The 20,628-nt window shown below is 42.2% G+C and carries 19 protein-coding genes and 1 pseudogene; 12 read left to right on the top strand and 8 right to left on the bottom strand.

Translation table 11 applies throughout. The features are described 5' to 3' along the window. The 3 genes and pseudogenes from B5J93_RS13395 to B5J93_RS00585 all read left to right on the top strand — a co-directional run. Positions 1-208, top strand: a pseudogene (locus B5J93_RS13395) (hypothetical protein); the annotation flags it as partial. Positions 209-347: 139 nt separating this feature from the next. Further along, complete coding sequence (locus B5J93_RS00590; protein WP_079323934.1) at positions 348-1,508, top strand: phosphoribosyltransferase domain-containing protein; 1,161 nt, start codon at positions 348-350, stop codon at positions 1,506-1,508. Further along, a complete protein-coding gene (locus tag B5J93_RS00585) occupies positions 1,505-1,807 on the top strand; it encodes an HAD family hydrolase (RefSeq protein WP_079323933.1) in 303 nt (100 codons plus the stop codon). Before B5J93_RS00590 ends, B5J93_RS00585 begins: the two co-directional genes overlap by 4 nt. Positions 1,808-1,890: 83 nt before the next feature. Here the strand turns inward: B5J93_RS00585 and cysG are convergent, their stop codons facing one another. From cysG to B5J93_RS00565, 4 genes are all read right to left on the bottom strand, one after another. Then, the gene (gene cysG / locus B5J93_RS00580; RefSeq protein ID WP_079323932.1) at positions 1,891-3,264 is read right to left on the bottom strand and encodes a siroheme synthase CysG; all 1,374 of its coding nucleotides are present in this window, start codon (positions 3,262-3,264) and stop codon (positions 1,891-1,893) included. 280 nt (positions 3,265-3,544) lie between these two features. Then, the gene (locus B5J93_RS00575) at positions 3,545-4,216 is read right to left on the bottom strand and encodes a phosphoadenosine phosphosulfate reductase domain-containing protein (protein ID WP_079323931.1); all 672 of its coding nucleotides are present in this window, start codon (positions 4,214-4,216) and stop codon (positions 3,545-3,547) included. 317 nt (positions 4,217-4,533) lie between these two features. After that, a complete protein-coding gene (locus B5J93_RS00570) occupies positions 4,534-5,061 on the bottom strand; it encodes a DUF934 domain-containing protein (RefSeq protein ID WP_158080655.1) in 528 nt (175 codons plus the stop codon). A gap of 13 nt (positions 5,062-5,074) precedes the next feature. Further along, complete coding sequence (locus B5J93_RS00565; protein ID WP_079323929.1) at positions 5,075-6,754, bottom strand: nitrite/sulfite reductase; 1,680 nt, start codon at positions 6,752-6,754, stop codon at positions 5,075-5,077. Between the two features lie 152 nt (positions 6,755-6,906). Here B5J93_RS00565 and B5J93_RS00560 point away from each other — a divergent pair, with 152 nt between their 5' ends. The 3 genes from B5J93_RS00560 to B5J93_RS00550 all read left to right on the top strand — a co-directional run bounded on the left by B5J93_RS00560 (position 6,907) and on the right by B5J93_RS00550 (position 8,284). Then, entirely contained in the window at positions 6,907-7,209 is a 303-nt protein-coding gene (locus tag B5J93_RS00560; protein WP_079323928.1) for a type II toxin-antitoxin system HigB family toxin, read from the top strand. Next, positions 7,199-7,549 (top strand): helix-turn-helix domain-containing protein, encoded by a 351-nt coding sequence (locus tag B5J93_RS00555; protein WP_062501394.1) that lies wholly within the window; start codon positions 7,199-7,201, stop codon positions 7,547-7,549. Before B5J93_RS00560 ends, B5J93_RS00555 begins: the two co-directional genes overlap by 11 nt. A gap of 231 nt (positions 7,550-7,780) precedes the next feature. Then, entirely contained in the window at positions 7,781-8,284 is a 504-nt protein-coding gene (locus tag B5J93_RS00550; protein WP_079323927.1) for a hypothetical protein, read from the top strand. Between the two features lie 92 nt (positions 8,285-8,376). Here the strand turns inward: B5J93_RS00550 and brnQ are convergent, their stop codons facing one another. Together brnQ and B5J93_RS00540 are read right to left on the bottom strand one after the other, a co-directional pair. Then, positions 8,377-9,669 (bottom strand): branched-chain amino acid transport system II carrier protein, encoded by a 1,293-nt coding sequence (brnQ, locus tag B5J93_RS00545; protein WP_079323926.1) that lies wholly within the window; start codon positions 9,667-9,669, stop codon positions 8,377-8,379. An 87-nt stretch (positions 9,670-9,756) separates the two neighbouring features. Further along, positions 9,757-11,430, bottom strand: coding sequence for a mechanosensitive ion channel family protein (locus B5J93_RS00540; RefSeq protein ID WP_079323925.1), 1,674 nt, complete (start codon positions 11,428-11,430; stop codon positions 9,757-9,759). Between the two features lie 544 nt (positions 11,431-11,974). On the opposite strand from B5J93_RS00540, the gene ahcY reads away from it, so the two are divergent. Together ahcY and msrAB are read left to right on the top strand one after the other, a co-directional pair. After that, positions 11,975-13,339, top strand: a complete 1,365-nt coding sequence (gene ahcY, locus B5J93_RS00535; protein WP_420811387.1) for an adenosylhomocysteinase — start codon at positions 11,975-11,977, stop codon at positions 13,337-13,339. 93 nt (positions 13,340-13,432) lie between these two features. Next, complete coding sequence (msrAB, locus tag B5J93_RS00530; protein ID WP_079323923.1) at positions 13,433-15,118, top strand: bifunctional peptide-methionine (S)-S-oxide reductase MsrA/peptide-methionine (R)-S-oxide reductase MsrB; 1,686 nt, start codon at positions 13,433-13,435, stop codon at positions 15,116-15,118. 383 nt (positions 15,119-15,501) lie between these two features. On the opposite strand, the gene B5J93_RS00525 is transcribed toward msrAB, so the two are convergent. Then, positions 15,502-16,029, bottom strand: a complete 528-nt coding sequence (locus B5J93_RS00525) for a methylated-DNA--[protein]-cysteine S-methyltransferase (protein ID WP_079323922.1) — start codon at positions 16,027-16,029, stop codon at positions 15,502-15,504. 320 nt (positions 16,030-16,349) lie between these two features. After that, a complete protein-coding gene (ftsY, locus tag B5J93_RS00520; RefSeq protein ID WP_079323921.1) occupies positions 16,350-17,288 on the bottom strand; it encodes a signal recognition particle-docking protein FtsY in 939 nt (312 codons plus the stop codon). Positions 17,289-17,456: 168 nt separating this feature from the next. Here ftsY and B5J93_RS00515 point away from each other — a divergent pair, with 168 nt between their 5' ends. From B5J93_RS00515 to B5J93_RS00500, 4 genes are all read left to right on the top strand, one after another. Beyond that, positions 17,457-18,488, top strand: a complete 1,032-nt coding sequence (locus tag B5J93_RS00515; protein WP_079323920.1) for an ABC transporter substrate-binding protein — start codon at positions 17,457-17,459, stop codon at positions 18,486-18,488. A gap of 21 nt (positions 18,489-18,509) precedes the next feature. Beyond that, on the top strand, positions 18,510-19,076 hold the full coding sequence (locus B5J93_RS00510) for an RsiV family protein (protein ID WP_079323919.1): 567 nt from the start codon (positions 18,510-18,512) through the stop codon (positions 19,074-19,076). Positions 19,077-19,280: 204 nt separating this feature from the next. Beyond that, entirely contained in the window at positions 19,281-20,084 is an 804-nt protein-coding gene (locus tag B5J93_RS00505) for a tetratricopeptide repeat protein (protein ID WP_079323918.1), read from the top strand. Positions 20,085-20,159: 75 nt separating this feature from the next. Beyond that, on the top strand, positions 20,160-20,555 hold the full coding sequence (locus tag B5J93_RS00500; protein ID WP_079323917.1) for a hypothetical protein: 396 nt from the start codon (positions 20,160-20,162) through the stop codon (positions 20,553-20,555). Positions 20,556-20,628: the final 73 nt, after the last annotated feature.

The following is a 20,628-nucleotide window of genomic DNA, read 5'->3' as shown; positions in this document are numbered from 1 at the left end:
AGTTCGGTTGGTATACAATGCCACCAATGTGGCAAGACAATATGAACCCAAATTTAAACAGTTTTATGAGCGTTTGATAGGCAAAGGCAAACCCTTTAAAGTTGCCATCAACGCTTGTATGCGTAAACTTCTAACCGTCATTAACGCCATTGTCAGAAATGACAGTGTTTGGCAAGCGGATTATCATCTTAATCTTAGCGTTAAGTAACATCCACAAGCCAACAAAGTTAATGAGGGTTGGTGGTACTGTATTCTTTAAGGGATACAGTTGCTACTGGAATGAATTTATCAAATTTAAAAAAATTATTTTTTAATCAATATCTTATAACACCAAATAGAACCAAACCATGCCAAAACACCACCATGTTAGCCTATCTCGTGGCGATTTAGATTTAACCTATGAAACCCATGAATTTGAACTTCATGACCTGCTTGATTTTGCCGAACGCATCAACCCAAAACGGGCGTTTTTATTTGTCTCAAAAGTACTGGGTCGGCATATCCCTGTTGCCCCAAGTACCATGCGACAAGCCTTTGCCACGCTCGCTGATAAAATCCCGAACAACCTACCCACACCGCTTGTCGTCATTGGCATGGCGGAGACGGCGGTCGGACTGTCGGCAGGGGTGCATGAGTGCTTACAGGCTCGCTATCCGTCCGCTTATCTACTTAATTCTACTCGCCACGCCCAAAATGCCCCGCTTTTTGCCACTTTTAGCGAAGACCACAGCCACGCCAGCACGCACCTCATCTATCTGTCAGACGATGAAGCGGTCAATCACGCCATAAGGTCTGCCAAAACCGTCATCATGGTGGACGATGAAGCCAGCACAGGCAAAACCTGCCAAAATGTCATGGACGCACTCATCACATCAGGCATGACCCAGTTAGAGCAGGTTCATCTTGCCACGCTTGTCGATTGGTCGCTTGGGCAAATGACCGATAGCACCTTTACTACGCCTGAGCATACGGTCGGTTTCTATCGTCATCATCTGCTGTCAGGCTCATGGATGTGGACTCCCACCCACGATAAAGCGGTCAATATGCCTGACGTTGCCACCACAAAAGCAGGCAATCAGCCTATTTTTCCTTTGTCGTCTTGGGGGCGGACACCCACCCAACACAGCACGGACGGACTGCCCGATTTGTGGCGTGCCTTGCCTGATGATATGGATAGCTATATCGGTAAATCAGTGCTGGTGCTTGGGGTCAATGAATTTGTGTGGTTGCCGTTTTTGCTTGCCGAACGCCTAGAAAATCAAGGCATTGCCGTCAAATTCTCCGCCATCACCCGATCGCCCATTGCCCTAGGCGGTGCGATTGCCCACGCTTGCCATTTTGCCGACAGCTATGGGCTTGGCATGACCAATTTTGTTTATAATGTGGATTTTGATGAGTGGGATTTGGTCATCATCTGCACCGAAACACCGCCTGCGAGTATAGATAAACTGTTTGACCGCCCAAATGTCGCCATTGTCTCGCCCTTTAATTACAAGGATAATTCATGACTTTTGATGATTTTGTCGCCAAGCATGACCTTGTCAAGCCCTATGCCTTAATGGATTTGGATGATACGTTATTTCAAACCAAACGCAAACCATCCAACGCTAGCGAACTCATCACGGCAAGTCATGACAAGCAGGGCAATCCACTTAGCTTTTTGGCTCTGGTTCAAAAGTATGTTATAAAGAAAACCATTCGTGGTGAGCTATGCCTGCTCATAACGATTTTCCTACTCGCAGACAGGCTCAGGGCGAACGGTTTCCGTAGCAAATTCAATTTTGTTAGCTGTAACATTTTTAATTAAGATAGTTTTTACAACATAAAACGTAGGGATAAATTACATTCGCCCAACTATCAATTTAAATTAAAATTTTGATAAAAAGCAAATTACGATTCACTCCCACCCTCATAAACCCCCACCACATTCCCCACCACGATAATCGCAGGGGCGGGCAGATTGGCAACCGCTTGTTTTTGAACGATATTTGAAAGAACGCCTGTCAGCACTTTTTGATTTGACAAACTGGCATTTGAGATAATCGCAATGGGCGTATCCGTGCTAAGTCCGCTTTTGGCAAGGTTTGCCACGACTTTATCAAGGGCATGCAAACCCATATAAAACACCAGTGTCTCGTCCTGATGATACACGCTTTTTAGACCATCAAACTCGCTGTCCTGATAGCACGCCGTCAAAAACCGCACACTGGTCGCAAGCCCCCTATGCGTAAGCGGTATGCCCGCCCCACTCGCCCCTGCAAGGCTTGCTGTAATCCCTGCCACAACCTGATACGGCACGCCAGCAGTACAGCACGCCAGCATCTCCTCGCCCCCACGCCCAAACACAAACGGGTCGCCCCCTTTTAGGCGTAGCACACGCTTACCCTGCTTTGCGTACTGCACGATAAGCTCGTTAATCTCATCTTGGGTTTTGGTGTGATGACTGCGTTTTTTGCCAACAAAAATCTTGTCGCTATCACGCCGACACAACTCCACAATGACAGGCGAAACAAGGGCGTCATACAGCACCACGTCCGCCTGTTGCATGAGTCGCAACGCCTTAAAGGTCAATAAATCAGGGTCGCCTGCCCCTGCTCCCACGATATACACTTCGCCTGTGGTTTGATTGTCATTTTTGATAAAATCATTTAATTCATCGGACAAATTTTTTATGGGTTTGTCATTTAAAGCATTGGTAAAAATCTTTTCCCAAAAATGCCGTCTTTGATTAATTGTGCCTAATGATGATTTTACCGTATTTCTAAATTCGCCTGCTTTTTTGGCAATGTCGCCGATATTACTTGGCAAACTGCTTTCTATTTTGGCACGGATAAGGCGAGCTAGTACAGGGGCTTTGCCATTTGATGAAATGCCAATGGTAATCGGGTCTCTATCCACAATCGCAGGAAAGATAAAATCGCATAATTCTGGCGTATCCACGACATTAATAAACAGCCCAATTTCTTTGGCGTTTTCATAAACATTTTTATTTAATTCATTATCATCGGTCGCACAAATCACCAATGCAATATCATGATGATTTTTTATATCAATTAAATCCTGTTTTTCATAGGGTTTTTGAATGATGATATGATTATGATGAGTTAAAAATTCTTTAAACTCTTTATCAAAATGTTTGGCAAGCACAACCAATCTTGCCCCTGCATTGGTTAATAACGTGGCTTTTCTTTGAGCAACATCTCCGCCCCCAATGATAAGGGCAGTTTTTTGATTTAGATTAAAAAATAAAGGCAAGGTGTTCATAGTGGCTTTTTGGCTAAATGATAAATAATGAGATAAATTTTATTTACGGATTGTAGGGGCGTGTTGAACACGCCCTTTTATTTTAAATACACCCAACAAATTTGATATTTGCCACAGGCTTTGTAGGGACTGGCTCCGCACGTCCTTTGATAACACACCAGTTTTTATAGGCGTGCACAGCACGCCCCCACATCCAAACATCACTGCATTTGTAATTTTAAAGTTTCTTGGGTATATATGGGTTATAAATAACCCCCTACAATTATTTAAACTTAATTTTTTATAATTGCGTATGTAATCCGCATTCTCTATGTGCCAACGCTTTTGTTGGGTCAAAATAATCATCTTCGCCATATTCATCAATGGTCGGCAGTCCATTATCTGCTTGATATTGATTTAATTCATCAGCCGATTTATAAAATAGTGGAGCAACTTTTAATACACCGTCTTTGGATAGGCTTAATACGTCCAATGCTGTACGAAATTCGGTTTGGTCTTTACGAATGGCATTAAACCATACATCAGGATTTAACTCCGCCAATGCACGGCGAAAGGGTTCTAATTTGACCTGTTCGGTAAATTTTCCATGATATTCGCTATCCACATCAGGAATGCCGTTTATGGTTACGTCCGCCAATGCCACATCACGAAAGGCACGAGTTTGGGCAGGGATATAAGTAACGACATTTAGATTTAATTCCTTGATAAGTTTTTGGGCGTGTTTATAAGTTTGCACCGTATTATATCCGCTATCCACAAATAGCACGGTAATATCAGGGCGAATGCTTGATACCAAATGCAAAATAGATGCTTCATAAGGACGAAAATTGGTGGTAATAATGGGATTCTTGGCAATGGATAATGCCCATTTGACAATCTCTTGGGGTGTTTTGCCAGTAAGTGATGAATTATAGTCATCAAGGTTTTGTTCATTCACAAGGGTTTTTGACATGATAGGCTCCGATTAACTAAGGTAGGTATATCATAAAACGAAATTTTTTATTTGTAATCTTATAAAAATTACTATCGTTAATCGGTTTTGGCATATTAAATTTTTATATTTATGTTTAAAAATAATTTTAATGAAAGTAGGGTGCGTAATATGCACCTTTTAAATAAAAAATCTTATTGGTGCGTGGTACGCACCTTACCATTTAACTTTTTAAAATAAAAAATCTTATTGGTGCGTGGTACGCACCTTACCATTTAACTTTTTAAAATAAAAAAATAGGGCGTACAAATACACCCTATTTATTTTAAATTGAAACCCTACCGAAACATCGGTAACGCATTGACCGATTGTCGGCTTTGGGCGGTTTTTAAATCATTTAAGGTTAATATCAGCGTATCCACTTTATCATCATTCACAATAAAGCCATTTGCCCCTGATTTGACAAAATAACTGGACTGGTCAAGCCCAAACGCACCGCCCACGATTATCATGGCGTGATCATTGATTTTTCGGAGTTGGCGAATTAGGCTAAATACTCGCCCGTCTTTAAAATCTTTGACATAAATTAGGATATTTTTTAACGTATTTATATCCAAACTTTGTGCCAATTCATTGTCATTATCATCGGCTGTTAAAAACAAATGATAATCCAAATGGCTGTCTTGATAATCCTTTGGCAATATGGCATTTATAACATTTTCTGTATTTGCCAATGTATCGCTTATTGTCAAATCAATACTTTGTGATAATGCCATTTTTTCATCATCGGACATATTGGGGGCATATAAAAATACATCTGATAAATCTTGGCTTGTTGCGTCATTTTTTAAAACAATCAATTTCATCTTTTTATCCTTTTTAACCATATACCGCTTCTTTAAATGGGGCAATACCTGCTCGTTGCACATAATCGGCAAATGTCTCTATATCGTCCGCCGTCTCTTGGCGATTGTTTTTATAGACATTGGCAATCGTCAAAATCGTATCCGCCACATCATCAGCCGATACCGCTCGCCCCAATATCTGCCCAAGACGAGCGTCCGCCCCAGAACTTCCACCCAAGCTAATCTGATACCAATGCTCGCCTTTTTTGTCCACACCCAAAATGCCAATATCGCCCACATGATGATGGGCACAGGCATTCATACAGCCTGACATATTTAGGCGAATTTGCCCCAAATCATATAAATAATCCAAATCATTAAAGGCATTTTCTATATGATGAGCGATATTGTGCGTGGTGGCATTGGCAAGCGAACAATAATCAAAACCAGGGCAAACTATCATATCAGTCAGCGTGCCAATATTGGCTCGTGCCAAATTAAGCTCTCTTAGGGCGTGATATAAGTCATATAGGTCGGTGATTTTAACATCGCCCAATACCAAATTTTGCTGATGCGTGGCACGAATCTCGCCTAAGGAATACTTATCCGCCAAATCAGCAAGTTTATTCATCTGCAAACTTGTCAAATCGCCAGCAGGAATATATTTTCCATTTATCACGCCTGCTTTTAATGATATAACAACCGCTTTATAACCGTTTATTTTGTGAATGACGGTATTATGTTCATACCAATTTTTAAAATCTTTATCATTAGTTAACTGTTTTTGTAAAATTTCATTTGCCGTTAATGGGTCAATATTTTCATAATCAGGCTCGCTAAAATAACTTTCTGCCTTTTTAAAATGCTCATCGGTCAATGTCAAATCGCCGTCTTTGGAATATTGCCATTCTGTATCCACTTTTTTGGCAAATTCATCTTTGCCCATGCTCTCAACCAATATTTTAATACGGGCTTTGTATTTATTATCACGCCGTCCTTCTAAATTATACACCCTTAAAATAGCGTCCAAATAACTTAATAAATGACGGCGTGGCAAAAATTCATTAATGACTTTACCAATCATCGGTGTCCGCCCAAGTCCACCCCCAACGATAACCTCAAAACCAATCTCGCCATTTTTTTGTACCGCATGAAGTCCAATGTCATGCACCTGCGTGGCGGCACGGTCGGCGGTCGTGCCAATGACAGCAATTTTGAATTTGCGTGGCAAATAGGCGAACTCAGGGTGAAAGGTACTCCATTGGCGGATAATCTCGCAGTAGGGGCGTGGATCGGCAATCTCATCGCCATGAATGCCCGCATAGGGGTCGGTCGTGGTGTTGCGAATGCAGTTGCCCGATGTCTGAATGGCGTGCATTTGGTTGTCCGCCAGTAGCTGTAAGATGTCAGGGATTTCGGGCAATTTGACCCAGTTGAATTGAATGTTGGTGCGGGTGGTAAAATGCCCATAGCCCTTATCATAAGTGTCAGCAATACAGGCAAGCGTTCGCATCTGATAGCTTGCCAAAAGCCCATAGGGAATGGCGATACGAAGCATGGGGGCGTGGCGTTGGATATAAAGTCCGTTTTGTAGGCGAATGGGCAAAAACTCATCTTCAGGTAGCTCGCCCGCCAAATACCGCTCGGTCTGACGGCGGTACTGGGCGACACGTTCATTGACAAGGGCTTGGTCGGCATAGGAATATTGATACATGGCTGGTTCCGTTTGGCTGTTAATGGCGATATGGTAAGAAAAAGTCGTCAAAAAGGGTAATGCAAAAATGGCATATAGATAGGGGGAATTTGCATAGCTCGGTTGCAAATTCCCAAAAAAGGAACTATAATGAATTTATTTAAGAGAAAATTATGCGAGTGATTGCCAAACGCACCTTAGTACAATTTTATGAAAATCATGCAGATGCAAAAACACCCTTGCTCGCTTGGCATGATTTTGTATTAAAATCAGAATGGAAAACACCCCAAGATATAAAAAACGATTTTGCAACGGCAAGTTTTGTTGATAATAACCGTGTGGTTTTTAATATCGGTGGCAACAATTATCGCCTTGTGGTTGAAATTGCTTATCAAATTGGTGTGGTGTGGGTTAAATTTATTGGCACGCATTCTGACTATGACAAAATAGACGTGGAGACAATCAATGACTATTAAACCCATTAAAAACGATGATGATTTAACCCTTGCTTTTATCGCCCTTGAAAAAGTATTTCAAGCCGAAAATGGTACAAGGCAAGCCGATGAGAGAGATATTCTATTGGCATTGATTGAGCATTATGAAAGTAAGCATTATCCCATTCCCCATGCCGACCCTGTTTCTGCCATTTATTTTGCCATGGAACAGCAGGGACTTAGTCGTGATGAATTAACGCCTTATTTGGGGGCAAAAAGTAAAATCTCTGAAATTTTAAATGGCAAACGTCCCCTTAGTCTTAGCATGATAAAAAGATTACATAAAGGGTTAAAAATTCCTTATGAAAGTTTGCTTGCTTGATTGTGTAAGCTCTTAATCATGGTTGATTGGTTGTACTGTTGAATAGATGTGTAGGGGCAAATTACATTTGCCCTATGATACAGTGTTGATTTTTGGGCGAATGTGATTCGCCCTTACATGCTCATCATTAAACTTATCCCAAACAAATTAAACAAAATTTTTATTTAAAATTTAAAAAATGATTTTGCCATAAAATGTAAGTCCCACAACCCCCAATTTTAACCCAACCCCATGAAAAAATTACTTCAATACAAAATCGTCCGCTTTTTCTTATTTGTCTTAATATGGATAGCATTAAGTCAGATTATCTCGCTTTTTAACAAACCTGCATTTAGACAGCCAAGCGACTATTTTAATATTTGTGCCACAACAACCATAAAAGACGACAAACTTTTACCACTTGTTATCCTAGAAGAGTATGAAGAAACGCCCAACGATTACCAATTATGTAAAAGCCCAACTACTTACCGCAGTCAAAACGGTTATTTTCTTGAACTTCATCAAAATCCCGACCAAACTTATTTATTAACAACATGGACGGACAGTCTTGGCGACCCCGTAGAATATCATTATAAACTCATTGATGATAAAGTAGAGCCGATTGCATGGCGACATGGGGGCATAATGTATCTTGTGATGAGTTATTTTTGGGGGCTACTGATGACCTTGATAATTCATCGCATTGGCAAAAGGATGTGGGCGAGAAAAGCTTTGCAAGCACATGCTCGGCAATAGAAATGCCTTTAATAAAAAGCACCCCAAAGGTCAGCGTTTGAGTGTCTAACTTTTAGGGTACGGTTCACATGGCAGGTTTGGGATTTTTTGACTTATTTTTTTATCACCTTATCAAAAATAAGTCCTGCAATCAGCCCGATAATGGCAAAAGGTAGCCACTCCATCGAATATTCTTTTAAAGGCAAATTCACGCCCGCCACCGATAGCACCGACACGACCGTTACCAAACCAAGGCTGACTCGCTTGGCAAAGACAGGTAAGGGTCTTATGATATTTAGCCCAAGCAAAATCATCGCCGTTATGGTAATCGGATACAGCACAAGCAGGACAGGAATCGATTTACTAATCACCGCACTAAGACCCTGATTGGCAAGCACAAAGCCAATGAGCGTAAAGATGATGACGTAGGCTTTATAGGACAGATTCACACCGCCAATTTTGGGAAACGTCTCATGAAAATATTCAGATGCCGACACCGTCAGCCCCACGGTTGTGGTCAGGCACGCCAAAGACGCAATCAGCCCAAGCACCACCCCGCCTGCCGAGCCAAAGCCTAGCACCGCCGATTTATTCAAAATAAAAGTGCCAATGTTTTGCCCTTTGTCCGCCACTTGTGTTAGCTCATCTGCCGATAGGGACAAATGGTTGCCAATCCAGCCAAGCGACAGATAAATGAGTGCCAATGCAGACGTGGAAATGAGTCCTGCCTTGGTGGTCTCGGCAAAAAGATTGGCACGCTCGCCAAGTTTTTGGCTAATGGCATTCATCACAATCACCGAAAACGCCACGGACGCAATCATGTCCATGGTGTTATACCCTTCCAAAAAGCCCACAAAAAACGCCTTGCTCTGATAGCCGTCTGTGGCAATGCTGGCAGGATTACCGCCCAGTTTGGCAAAAGACATGACAATCAGAGATAGCACCGTAACAAGCAAAACAGGCGTTAGCACCGAGCCGATACGGTCGACAAGCTTACTTGGATTGATAGACAGCCACAGCGATATGGCATAATAAATCACGGTAAAAATGAGCAAGCTTGCCCAATTTGGCGTATCCAAAAACGGCACAACCGCCATCTCATAAGCCACCGCCCCTGTGCGTGGAATGACAAAAAACGGAGCAATGGTCAAATAAATCGCCGACAGCAACGCTATCGAAAACCAAGGATGAATCTTGGCAAAGGCGGACTGATAACCGCCATCATATTTTGAGCCAATCATCAAGCCCACCAACGGCAAGCCCACGCCCGTCAAAATAAAACCCAAAATGGCAGAGATAAAAAATTGCCCGCTTTCAAAGCCCAATTTGGGCGGAAAAATCAAATTGCCCGAGCCAAAGAAAAAGGCAAAGAGCATAAAGCCGATTACAAGCGTATTCTTATTCATGATTATTTATGACACATTTTATAAAGATTGGCATTGTAACAATATTTTTAAAAATTGAACGATTTTTGCTTGATTGATAATAAATTTTCATGGGTTAGCCAATTCATCAAACTCATCAAATTCACTGTCCTTTTTAATCTTAATCTCTTGACTGGGTAAGGCGTGTTCTACGTCATATCGCGCCACTTCATTTAACACATCAATCAAAAGCTCGCTTTGTTTTTTCCAAAACACCGTAACATCGGACGCATTAAGATAGCACCGCATTTCAATGACAAAGGCATCTTGGCGTAGCTCGCTTAACCTTACCAGCGTCCACTCATTATTGACATAAACATGATTTTCCAAAAATAACTGCAAGTCATTGATAAGTCTGCCAATTTCATCAGGATTTGCCGTGCGTTTTAGGTACAAAAAATGATAAAAATAAAACATATCCCGAGCATCATAGTTCTCAATCTGCATGGCACTAAACTCGCCATTTGGCACGGTTACAATCGTCCGAGACAGCGTACGGATACGGCTTGAACGAATGCCAATGTCAATTACCGTCCCTTCCATCGTCCCAAATCGACAATAATCGCCCACACGCACAGGTCTGTCCGCCACCACCATGACCGAGCCGATGAGATTTTCAATGGTTTTTTGAGCCCCGAACGCAAGGGCAAGACCACCCACCCCTAAAGCAGCAATCCCTGTCGTCAAATCAAAGCCCAAATTGCCAAAAATGATGATAACCGCCAAAATGAGCATAAAGGCTTTGGCAACCTTCCGAAACAGATTTAAAATAGACACCTGTTCAAGCCGTCTGTGCTTTCGGCTGTTGTCTTCGGCACGCATAAACACCGCATCAATGACACGCAAAGCCAGCCAAGCGGTTGCAAGCCACGCCACTACCTCAACACCCCGGGTCACTGCCGTGCGAAGCGTGACAGGCACCGCCATTTGTACCATCATCTCAGGGAGCATGGACGCCAAAATCACCACCGCCAAAGGCAACAAGGCTTTGGACGGTATGCCAAACGGCTTGCCACGCACCTTAGGGTACAAAAATGCAAACACGCCCCACCCTGCCCACAGACCACCCCACAAAAGCGATAAGCCAATGGCAATCAAGATGATGAGCGACACCACGTCCGAGATTTTATGCCCCAACAGCTGTCTGTCACCAAAAAAATCCAGCCCAAAGGCATCGGCAAGCGTGGTGCGATTTTCAGCCAAATCTTTGGGCAGATTATCCAGCGTTTCTTTGTAAATTTGCCAATAAACCACGTTGTCTTTGTCGGTTTTTCTGATAAGTAGCAGGTCTATTTTGTCATCATCAATATCAATCGTACCGACTTTTTCTAGGTTGCTTGGCAATCTGTCCGCCAAATCGCCTTCGCTTTTGTCACTGATTGACAAATCAGGTAGTAGCCGTCCGCCTTTATCAAGGGCGAGTTTTAGGTCGTGGATAACTGTATCAGGCGTTTTTTGCTTTTTTAAAAAGTCAGAATCCAAATACTTTGCTGTCAGCTCCATATCCTTATCCGACAAGGCTTTGACAAAGTTTTGCATGGTGCTTCGTGGCGTGTCTCGCCCAAAGCTGTCTTGAGGCATGGGCATCTCGCTCTTTGGGGCGGTGTCGGTCAAGGCGGTATTGGCAAAACCCACCACAGGCACGGCAAGGGACAACACCGCTAGGACGATGACAAGGCAGAACTTGACAAAGGATTTGATAAAAATTATCGGACGAAATACAGATTTTGGCACGGTAGGCATGATGAATGTGGTTTTTGAAAATCGGCTATTTTATCATGCAATCCATGACATATTGAACCTTTATAACACAATTTATAGTTTAAAAATATTGCAGAAATAAAATGGCTGTTTTACATAAACATTGCAAATTTGTTTGGTCTGGGTTTTGTTATTTGTTTTGTTATTTTGAAATTTATTATCAACTAGGCTATAATAAGCACACCAAGAGATGTTGCAACTTTTTTAAGTCAGGCTTGGTTTAATGATTTTAATATTGTGAATTAAATAATATACTAACGAACTTGATATTTGCCACAGCTTGTAGGGGCGTGCTGTGCACGCCTATAAAACTGGCATTGTCAAAGGACGTGCTCAGCACGTCCCTACATCCACACATCATAAATTGTGGTAATTTTCAAGCCCTTTGGTTATATTTGTATAAGATTGTAGGGGCAAATTGCAATTTACCCTAAACTTCTTAACTATATTTTAAAATATTTTAATCATTATAAAACAACGACATCTGCGTTATTTTCTCATTTTTCATTACATAGGAGTGGACGCAGTGTCTACATTTACCGATTACAAAGTCGCCGATATTAGCCTTGCTGAGTTTGGTCGCAAAGAGATTAAACTTGCCGAAACCGAAATGCCTGCTCTGATGGGCATTCGCAAGCGTTATGCTAGCCAAAAGCCCCTAGCAGGGGCGAAGATTGTGGGCTGTATCCATATGACCATTCAAACGGCTGTCTTGATTGAAACGCTTGTGGCACTCGGGGCGGAGGTTCGTTGGATTTCATGCAACATTTTTAGCACCCAAGACCATGCCGCTGCTGCCATTGCCGCTGCTGGCATTCCTGTCTTTGCATGGAAAGGCGAGACCGAAGAAGAGTACGAATGGTGCTTGGAGCAACAAATTCACAAAGACGGCAAACTGTGGGACGCCAACCTTATCCTAGATGACGGTGGCGACTTGACTGCACTCATTCACAACAAATATCCACAAATGCTAGACGCCATTCACGGCATTTCCGAAGAAACCACAACAGGCGTACACCGACTTATTGAAATGCTTGGCAAAGGCGAGCTTAAAGTCCCTGCAATCAACGTCAATGACGCTGTTACCAAGTCCAAAAATGACAATAAATACGGCTGTCGCCACTCCTTAAATGACGCCATCAAGCGTGGTACGGATATGCTGTTATCAGGTCGCCGTGCGCTCGTCATTGGTTATGGCGATGTGGGCAAGGGTTCTGCCCAAAGCCTACGCCAAGAAGGCATGATTGTGCGTGTGAGCGAGATTGACCCCATTTGTGCCATGCAAGCGTGTATGGACGGCTATGAGCTTGTTTCTCCATTTGTGGGTGGCGAGCAAAATCAAGGGGTTAATACCGCTCTTATGGCGGACACCGACCTTGTCGTTACCACCACAGGCAACTATCATGTGTGTAACGCCGAGATGTTAAAGGCGTTAAAATCCACCGCCGTGGTGTGTAACATTGGGCATTTTGATACCGAGATTGACACCGACTTTATGCGTAAAAACTGGAAATGGGTCGAAGTCAAGCCACAAGTTCATCAAGTCTATCGCTCAAATGATGAGTCGGATTATCTTATCGTCCTATCCGAAGGTCGCCTTGTCAACCTAGGCAACGCCACAGGACACCCGTCTCGGATTATGGACGGCTCATTTGCCAACCAAGTGCTTGCCCAAATCCATCTGTACAAAGAAAAATTTGCCGACTTGCCAAGTGCTGACAAGCAAGGCAAGGTTTATGTTAAAGTTCTACCCAAAAAACTGGACGAAGAAGTCGCCGCCGCCATGGTCGCAGGCTTTAATGGCGTGATGACCAAGCTCACCCAAGAGCAAGCGGATTATCTGGGCGTCAATGTGGAAGGTCCTTTTAAGGCGGATGAGTATAAATACTAAACGTAACATAGGCATGGTGTCGCACGTGCATCATTGATAAAAACAGCTGGCGACACCATTTAGATAATAGATTACAACAGGGGTAAATTAAGCATGTTTTCCAAACGATTCATCAAAAATATTGGCATTTTTGGACTTAGTGCCACCACAAGCATCTTTACGCTCATCGCTTGTGGCAAAGGCATCGGTGACCATCATGGCAACCAAACCGAACTACACCAAAGCAGCGATGTATTACCCAATGAACTGTTATTGCAACTGCACAACTTACCTCAGATAACCTCAGGATTGGGCGATACAGGCAAAGATGTCATCAACCCAAATAAACCCACATTGGTAAAATTCTGGGCAAGTTGGTGCCCTCTGTGCCTAGGCACACTACAAGAAACACAAGACTGGCACAACGACCCCAAATTTTCAGACTTTAATATTGTTACTGTTGTCAGCCCAAATCACCTTGGAGAAAAACCCACTCAGGCCTTTAAAGATTGGTATCAAGTATTGCAAGCAGACTATCCCACCTTACCTGTACTAATTGACACAGAAGCAAAAATCATCACTCAGCTGGGCGTACAAGCCTATCCAAGTTGGGCAATATTAGACAAACACGGTAAACTTGTGTATCTTAACAGGGGAAATCTAAGCCAAGAACAAATGAACTATTTGGCAGATAATCCTAATACTCTAGAAGCCTTAAAAACACAAAACAGCACCATGACCCGACCCAGCCAAAACACTAACTATTACAACAGTAATGGCAATACGGCTAACGTGAGCACCATCTATTTAGCAGGGGGCTGTTTTTGGGGTGTTGAGGCTTATATGGAACGCATTGACGGCGTTTTGGATGCGGTAAGTGGCTATGCCAATGGCAGTCCAAATCTACCAAATCCAAGCTATGAGGAGGTCATCAGAGGTTCAGGTCATGCCGAGACCGTCAAGGTAACATATGATGCTGACAAAATGGATTTAGATACATTATTACAGTACTATTTTCGCATTATTGACCCCACCAGCATCAACAAGCAAGGCAATGACCGTGGCATACAGTACCGCACGGGCATTTATTACGTCAATACACAAGATAAAGCGGTCATTGATAAAGCACTAAACGCCTTACAAGATAAGTACCAACAAAAAATTGCCGTTGAAAACCTGCCGTTATCCAATTTTAGCATGGCAGAAAACTACCATCAAGATTATCTTACCAAAAACCCTGACGGTTATTGTCATGTTGATTTAAGTCTTGCCAATAAAAAAATCACCAAAAACAGCCCCAATACTTTGGCTGAGGCAAAGACCGTTGATGAAGCATTAGACCCAACACGCTATCAAAATTTTGATAAAGACAATTTAAAACAAACCCTAACCGATGCCCAATATCGCATCACGCAACAAGCAAAAACAGAATGGGCATTTAGTCATGACTATGACCAATTATTTGATGACGGCTTGTATGTAGATGTTGTTAGTGGTGAACCTTTATTTTTATCTACCGACAAATACAATTCTCGCTGTGGTTGGCCAAGCTTTACAAAACCCATCACCCCAGAGGTCATCACCGAACACAAAGACGACAGTTATAATATGATTCGCACAGAAGTGCGTTCAAGAGTGGCGGATTCACATTTGGGACATGTATTTACTGATGGGCCGCAAGACAGGGGGGGTTTGCGTTATTGTATCAATGGCAATGCACTAAAATTCATACCAAAAGCACAGATGCAAAAAGAGGGTTATGGAGCTTTATTGCCACTTATTTTACCTGCCAGACCGTAAATTTTGTATAAAGATTGTAGAGCTGGGTTATATTTTGCCTATGACATTATTGGCATTTAAACTGGATATAACCCACCCTACATTTTCCGATTCAAATATTAGGGCGTGCCTGCCTTTTGTATTCGCAATGAAAATCACGAAAAATCGCACGTTTTTCAAGGAGAAAGTGAAAGCTGATAGTCATTCTATCAGACAAGTTTTTGACTTCGAGCCATAATCCGACCACTTAACTGGGTAAATTTTAAGAGTTTTAACTTGATTTTTTAAATTAAGTGGTCGGATAGCCATTTTTCATGCAAAAATGATTAGTCTATTTCTAAAATATTTCTATATTGTAAATAGTGTTATAAAGGGCAGGCACTCCCTATAAAGTTTTTGGGTTTTTATATCAAATTCTTACTCTCCAAATCAAGCAATATTCGCTTAATTGACACCCCACCTGTATATCCGCCGAGTGTGCCATCGGACGCTATCACACGATGACATGGCACGATGAGCGAGATTAGGTTTTTGCCATTGGCGTTGGCACACGCCCGATGTGCGGTGGGCTTATTTATCATACTTGCCAGCTCTTTATAACTTATCGTGTGTCCATAAGGGATTTTACAAAGCGTTTGCCAAACTTTTATTTGAAAATCAGTGCCATGCGATAAATCAAGCGGTAATTCAAATGCCGTACGCTTGCCTTTAAAATATTCATCTAATTGAGCAGTGGTTTGCAAGGCAATCGATTGGTTTTTATCAATATCTTTTAACTCCGCCTGTTTTATAAAAACCGCATGCTGATTTAATTTGTCAAAAATTTGGGCAGTTTTGTCGTTATACCAATCTAACGCCAATAACCTGCCGTCTTTGACCGTCAAAGTTATCATCGGCAAATCTATGGGCGGATAATAATGCGTGGTTATCATGATTTCTTTTAATTTATCCTATATAGGGCGTATTGAACTTTGGTACTTGCAATGAAAAATGAGAAAAATCGCACGTTTTTCAAGGAAAAAATGTAGACTGATAGCCATTCTATCAGGCAAGTTTTTGACGCAGAAAAACAATCCGACCACTTCAATCAGGTAAATTTTTAGAATTTTAACTTAACTTTTAAAATTAAGTGGTTGGATAGCCATTTTTCATGCAAAAATTGATTGAAATTGTCAGGTTTTCATCTTATTTTATAAGATATTATCAATGGTAGGCACGCCCTAATAAAAGGTGAAATACATTCGCCTTTTTGTTATTTTTCTTCGCTGATGAGTGCATCTACAAACTCTTTGGGGTCAAAGGGCTGTAAATCATCAATCTGCTCGCCCACGCCGATAAAGCGAATGGGGACATCGGTCGTCTGGGCGACATTAAAGACCACACCGCCTTTTGCCGTGCCGTCCAGTTTGGTAATGGTAACACCCGATAATGGGGCGACTTCGCTAAATAGATTGACTTGACTAATGGCATTTTGACCCGTGCCAGCATCCAGTACAATCATGCACTCATGTGGGGCGGTTTCGTCTGCTTTTTTCATGACACGAATGACTTTTTCAAGCTCGTTCATGAGATACGTTTTGTTTTGTAGTCGCCCTGCGGTATCGGCAATGAGCACGTCAATGCCCTTTGCCTTAGCCGATTGCATGGCATCAAAAATCACCGACGCACTGTCCGAACCCTGCCCCTGTGCCACCACAGGAATGCCATTACGCTCGCCCCACACTTGAAGCTGTTCGGTCGCTGCCGCCCGAAACGTGTCGCCTGCTGCGAGCATGACCGATTTGCCTTCGCCCTGTAAGCGTTTGGCAAGTTTGCCAATGGTCGTGGTTTTACCTACGCCATTAACCCCCACCATAAGAATCACAAACGGCTTTTTGCTCGTGTCAATGATAAGCGGGGCAACTTTGGGTTCTAGGATTTCTACAAGCTCTTTTTTTAGGGCTTTATATAACGAATGCGAATAAATCAAATCGCCCCGTGCCGTCTGCTCGGTTAGGCTCGTGATAATCCGATTGGTCGCATCCACGCCAATGTCCGCCACCAGAAGCTGGTCTTCGACTTCTTCTAACAACTCATCATCAATCTCTTTGCCACCGACTAGGACATTCATCAGACCTTCTGATAAATTCTTACTGGATTTGGATAATCCTGCTTTCATGCGGGCAAAAAATCCGCTTTTATTCTCGTTCATGTCTGTTTGCTCATCTTATTAAATTTGCGATTAATAATAGCATATTTTTGGATATAATTAAATTTAGCGATGACAAAATGACAATATTTTTACAAAAACCGCTGTTTTTTTGGGTTAAATGTGTTAAATTATCCAAATTTTTAGTGTACTTACCTATTAAGGATTTTTATGAAAACGTACGCCTTATCTGCCTTAACGCTTGCCATCGCCCTACTGACTGGCTGTGGTAATGACAAACCTACCGCCACGCCTGCCGAAGAGATTGCCCAAGACACCACCACCCAAAAAGCCCCCAAAACCATTGCCATTAGTGCCATTGTGGAACACCCATCGCTTGACGACATCAGAAAAGGGGTGATTTATGGCTTGGGGCAACATGGCTACCAAGAAGGACAAAATCTGACGGTAAATTTCCAATCAGCACAGGGTAACATGGCGACCATGGGGCAAATCTCCAAGCAGTTCGCTGCCGACACCCCTGATGCCATCGTTGCCATCACCACTCCCACCGCCCAGAGTCTGGCGGCAGCAACCCAGAGCATTCCCCTGATTTACACCGCTGTCTCCGACCCTGTGGCGGCCAAACTTATCGACAATAACAACCAAGCCCTACAAGCTAACATCACTGGACTGTCTAGCCAGCTACCGCTTGAACCACAGCTTGATTTATTCACCCAAATCAAGCCTGGTGCCAAGCGTATCGGCTTTGTATATAGCCCCGGTGAGGCAAACTCTGTAGCCATCAAAGAACAGCTTGCCATCGAACTTCCCAAACGTGGGATGACCCTTGTGGACGTGCCTGCCAACCGCTCGGCCGATGTCGCTGCCGCCACTCGTGCTTTGGACGAGCGTGCCGATTTGATTTATACATCACTTGACAATGGCGTGGCATCGGCAATGGAGGCGATGGTTGGGGTTGCCAATGAGTTAAAAATCCCTGTCATCGCATCCGATGAGTTTAGCGTCAGACGTGGGGCGAGTGCAGGGCTTGGGGTTAATGATTTTGATTTTGGCGTAACCACCGCCAAACTGGTCGCCCAGACCCTAGACGGCACTAAGCCTACCGACATCGCCCCTGAGGTCATGAACAAACTCACGCTCTACGTCAGCCCCAAACACGCCCAAAATCAAGGCGTAACCATCAGCGATGAACTCATGAAAGACGCCATTGATGTAGATAGCGTGCCACGTAAAGAATAAAGTTCATGCCACAAAAGGATATTGCAAACATCTTTTGACGATTCTAGCGAATGGACGAGCGAATATTTTAGCGAAAATCCTGATAGCCCCTTATCTTATTACTTGTTAAGCGATGCCGAATTAATCAGCGTATCTGACAAAACCGTGCAGATTGTCCGTGAAGATTATTTGTTTGACTTTGGGGCACACGGTATGCCGTCTGTGCAATTTTATGTGATGGATTTGACGGGCAAAAAACGCCTAAAACTTGATGATGTGCTTATAAATCCTGCCAAAAAATCTGAACTGGAAAATTTATTAAAACAACAATTCACAAAAGAGCTAAAAATCAAAATGGGGCTGACGGACGATGAAGTGCAAAACCATTTTGACTTTTGGGAATTTAACATCACGGATAATTTTTACTTTTCGCCAAAAGGCATGACTTTTGTCTATATTCCTTATGAAATCGCCCCTTATGCGATGGGTTTTACCGCATTAAACATAAGTAAAGCACAATTAAAAGGCTTTGTTAAAGATAAGTACATTCATCAAAGTTTTGACCAATTTGATGATAATGAATGGAGCAAATCAAGCCAAATGCAGTAAGTTTGATTGAAAAATCAAAAAATTTAAACCCATAATTTTTAAGGACTATTTATGAAAAAACTTCTCTTATCCGCCATGTTTGCCACCGCCCTATTTTCTAGCCCTGCCATAGCAAAGGTACAGCCTGACATTATCCGCACCACTTATGGTGATTTTGACGCACACGGGTAATTATTATCCGCCAATGAAACCGCTTTAAAAGCGATGGATTTTAAAAAAGTAGAAAAGAAAGCTAATAAAGGCGACAAAGATGCTCAATATCATCTTGCCAAAATGTATGAGTTGGGCGTTCATACCCAAACAGATGAGAAAAAAGCGATAGAATGGTATAAAAAATCTGCCGAAAATGGCAATGCCAATGCGATGAATAATTATGCCACGATGTTATTGGATAATGCCAAAGTTGATGAAGCCTTAATATGGTTTAAAAAAGCCAGTGAATTAAATCAACCACACGCAAAAATGAATTTGGCATATTATTATCTCAATCAAGAAAATAAAGCCGATATTCAAAAAGGCGTGGATTTATTATTAGAGCTTGGCGAAAATGGTTTTGCTCCTGCGTATTTTGTATTATCGCAAGTTGCCGAAATATTACCCAAAGATATTTCCGAGAAACTTTATCAAAATGAAAACGACTTTTTTAATCACATCAAAAAATCTGCCGAAATGGGATATAGCCCTGCCCAAGCCTATTTGGGGGGATTTTCTGGTTTGTTCTTTTGGATTGTGCAAGATGATGACAAAATCCAGCAATTAACCAAACACACACAAAACGCCATTGATGCTTATGGCTGGGCAAAACGGGCGTGTAATAATGGTAATAAAGACGGTTGTGAATCGTTGGCAATTTATGATGAATATAAAGACAGCGAAAGAATGCAGTTCTTAAAAGGGTCTTGCGACACCGAAACAGACTTAGAATCAAAACAGCAAATATGCCAAACCTATCAATTTTATCAAGACTTAAATCAGGCGATTGAAACCATAGACAAACGCTATCAATAATGATTTAATAAAATGAATTGGGGAATGATATTCTTTTTTCCAATTCAATTAACCTTAACTTTAAAAGGAAATCTTATGAAAAAATTTGCTTTACCGCTAATCCTTGCCTTAATGGCAAGCCCTGCCTTTGCTGAAACGGTGTTTTTGTGCAATACCACCAATGGCAAACAAGTCAAATTGGTGGACAATGGCGATACTTTTACTTATGAGTTTGGCAAAGGCAAAAAGACCGAGCTTAACTTTTCTATTGCCAAACATAAAATTGACTACACAGAAGGGGCTTGGAAGGCAGAAAGTGGGTATTATTGGACAATGCCTTATAAAGGCAATACCTACACCGTCTTTTCTAGTATGATTAATTTGGACGAAAATGGTAAAGAATTGTCAGAACCTAAACAAAGAAGCAGGGGTCATTGTCAATCAAGACAAACCCAATTCAAAAACCATTTTGTGCAATCCCAAACAAATTAAAGTTGATGAGCTTGAAAATTATGGTACACCAAACTAATTTTTAAGCCAAAAAATAAAACGGTGTGTCATACGC

Source organism: Moraxella equi, from assembly GCF_002027555.1.
In the GTDB taxonomy this organism is placed as follows: domain Bacteria; phylum Pseudomonadota; class Gammaproteobacteria; order Pseudomonadales; family Moraxellaceae; genus Moraxella; species Moraxella equi.
This window is presented reverse-complemented; position numbering and strand designations above follow the sequence as displayed.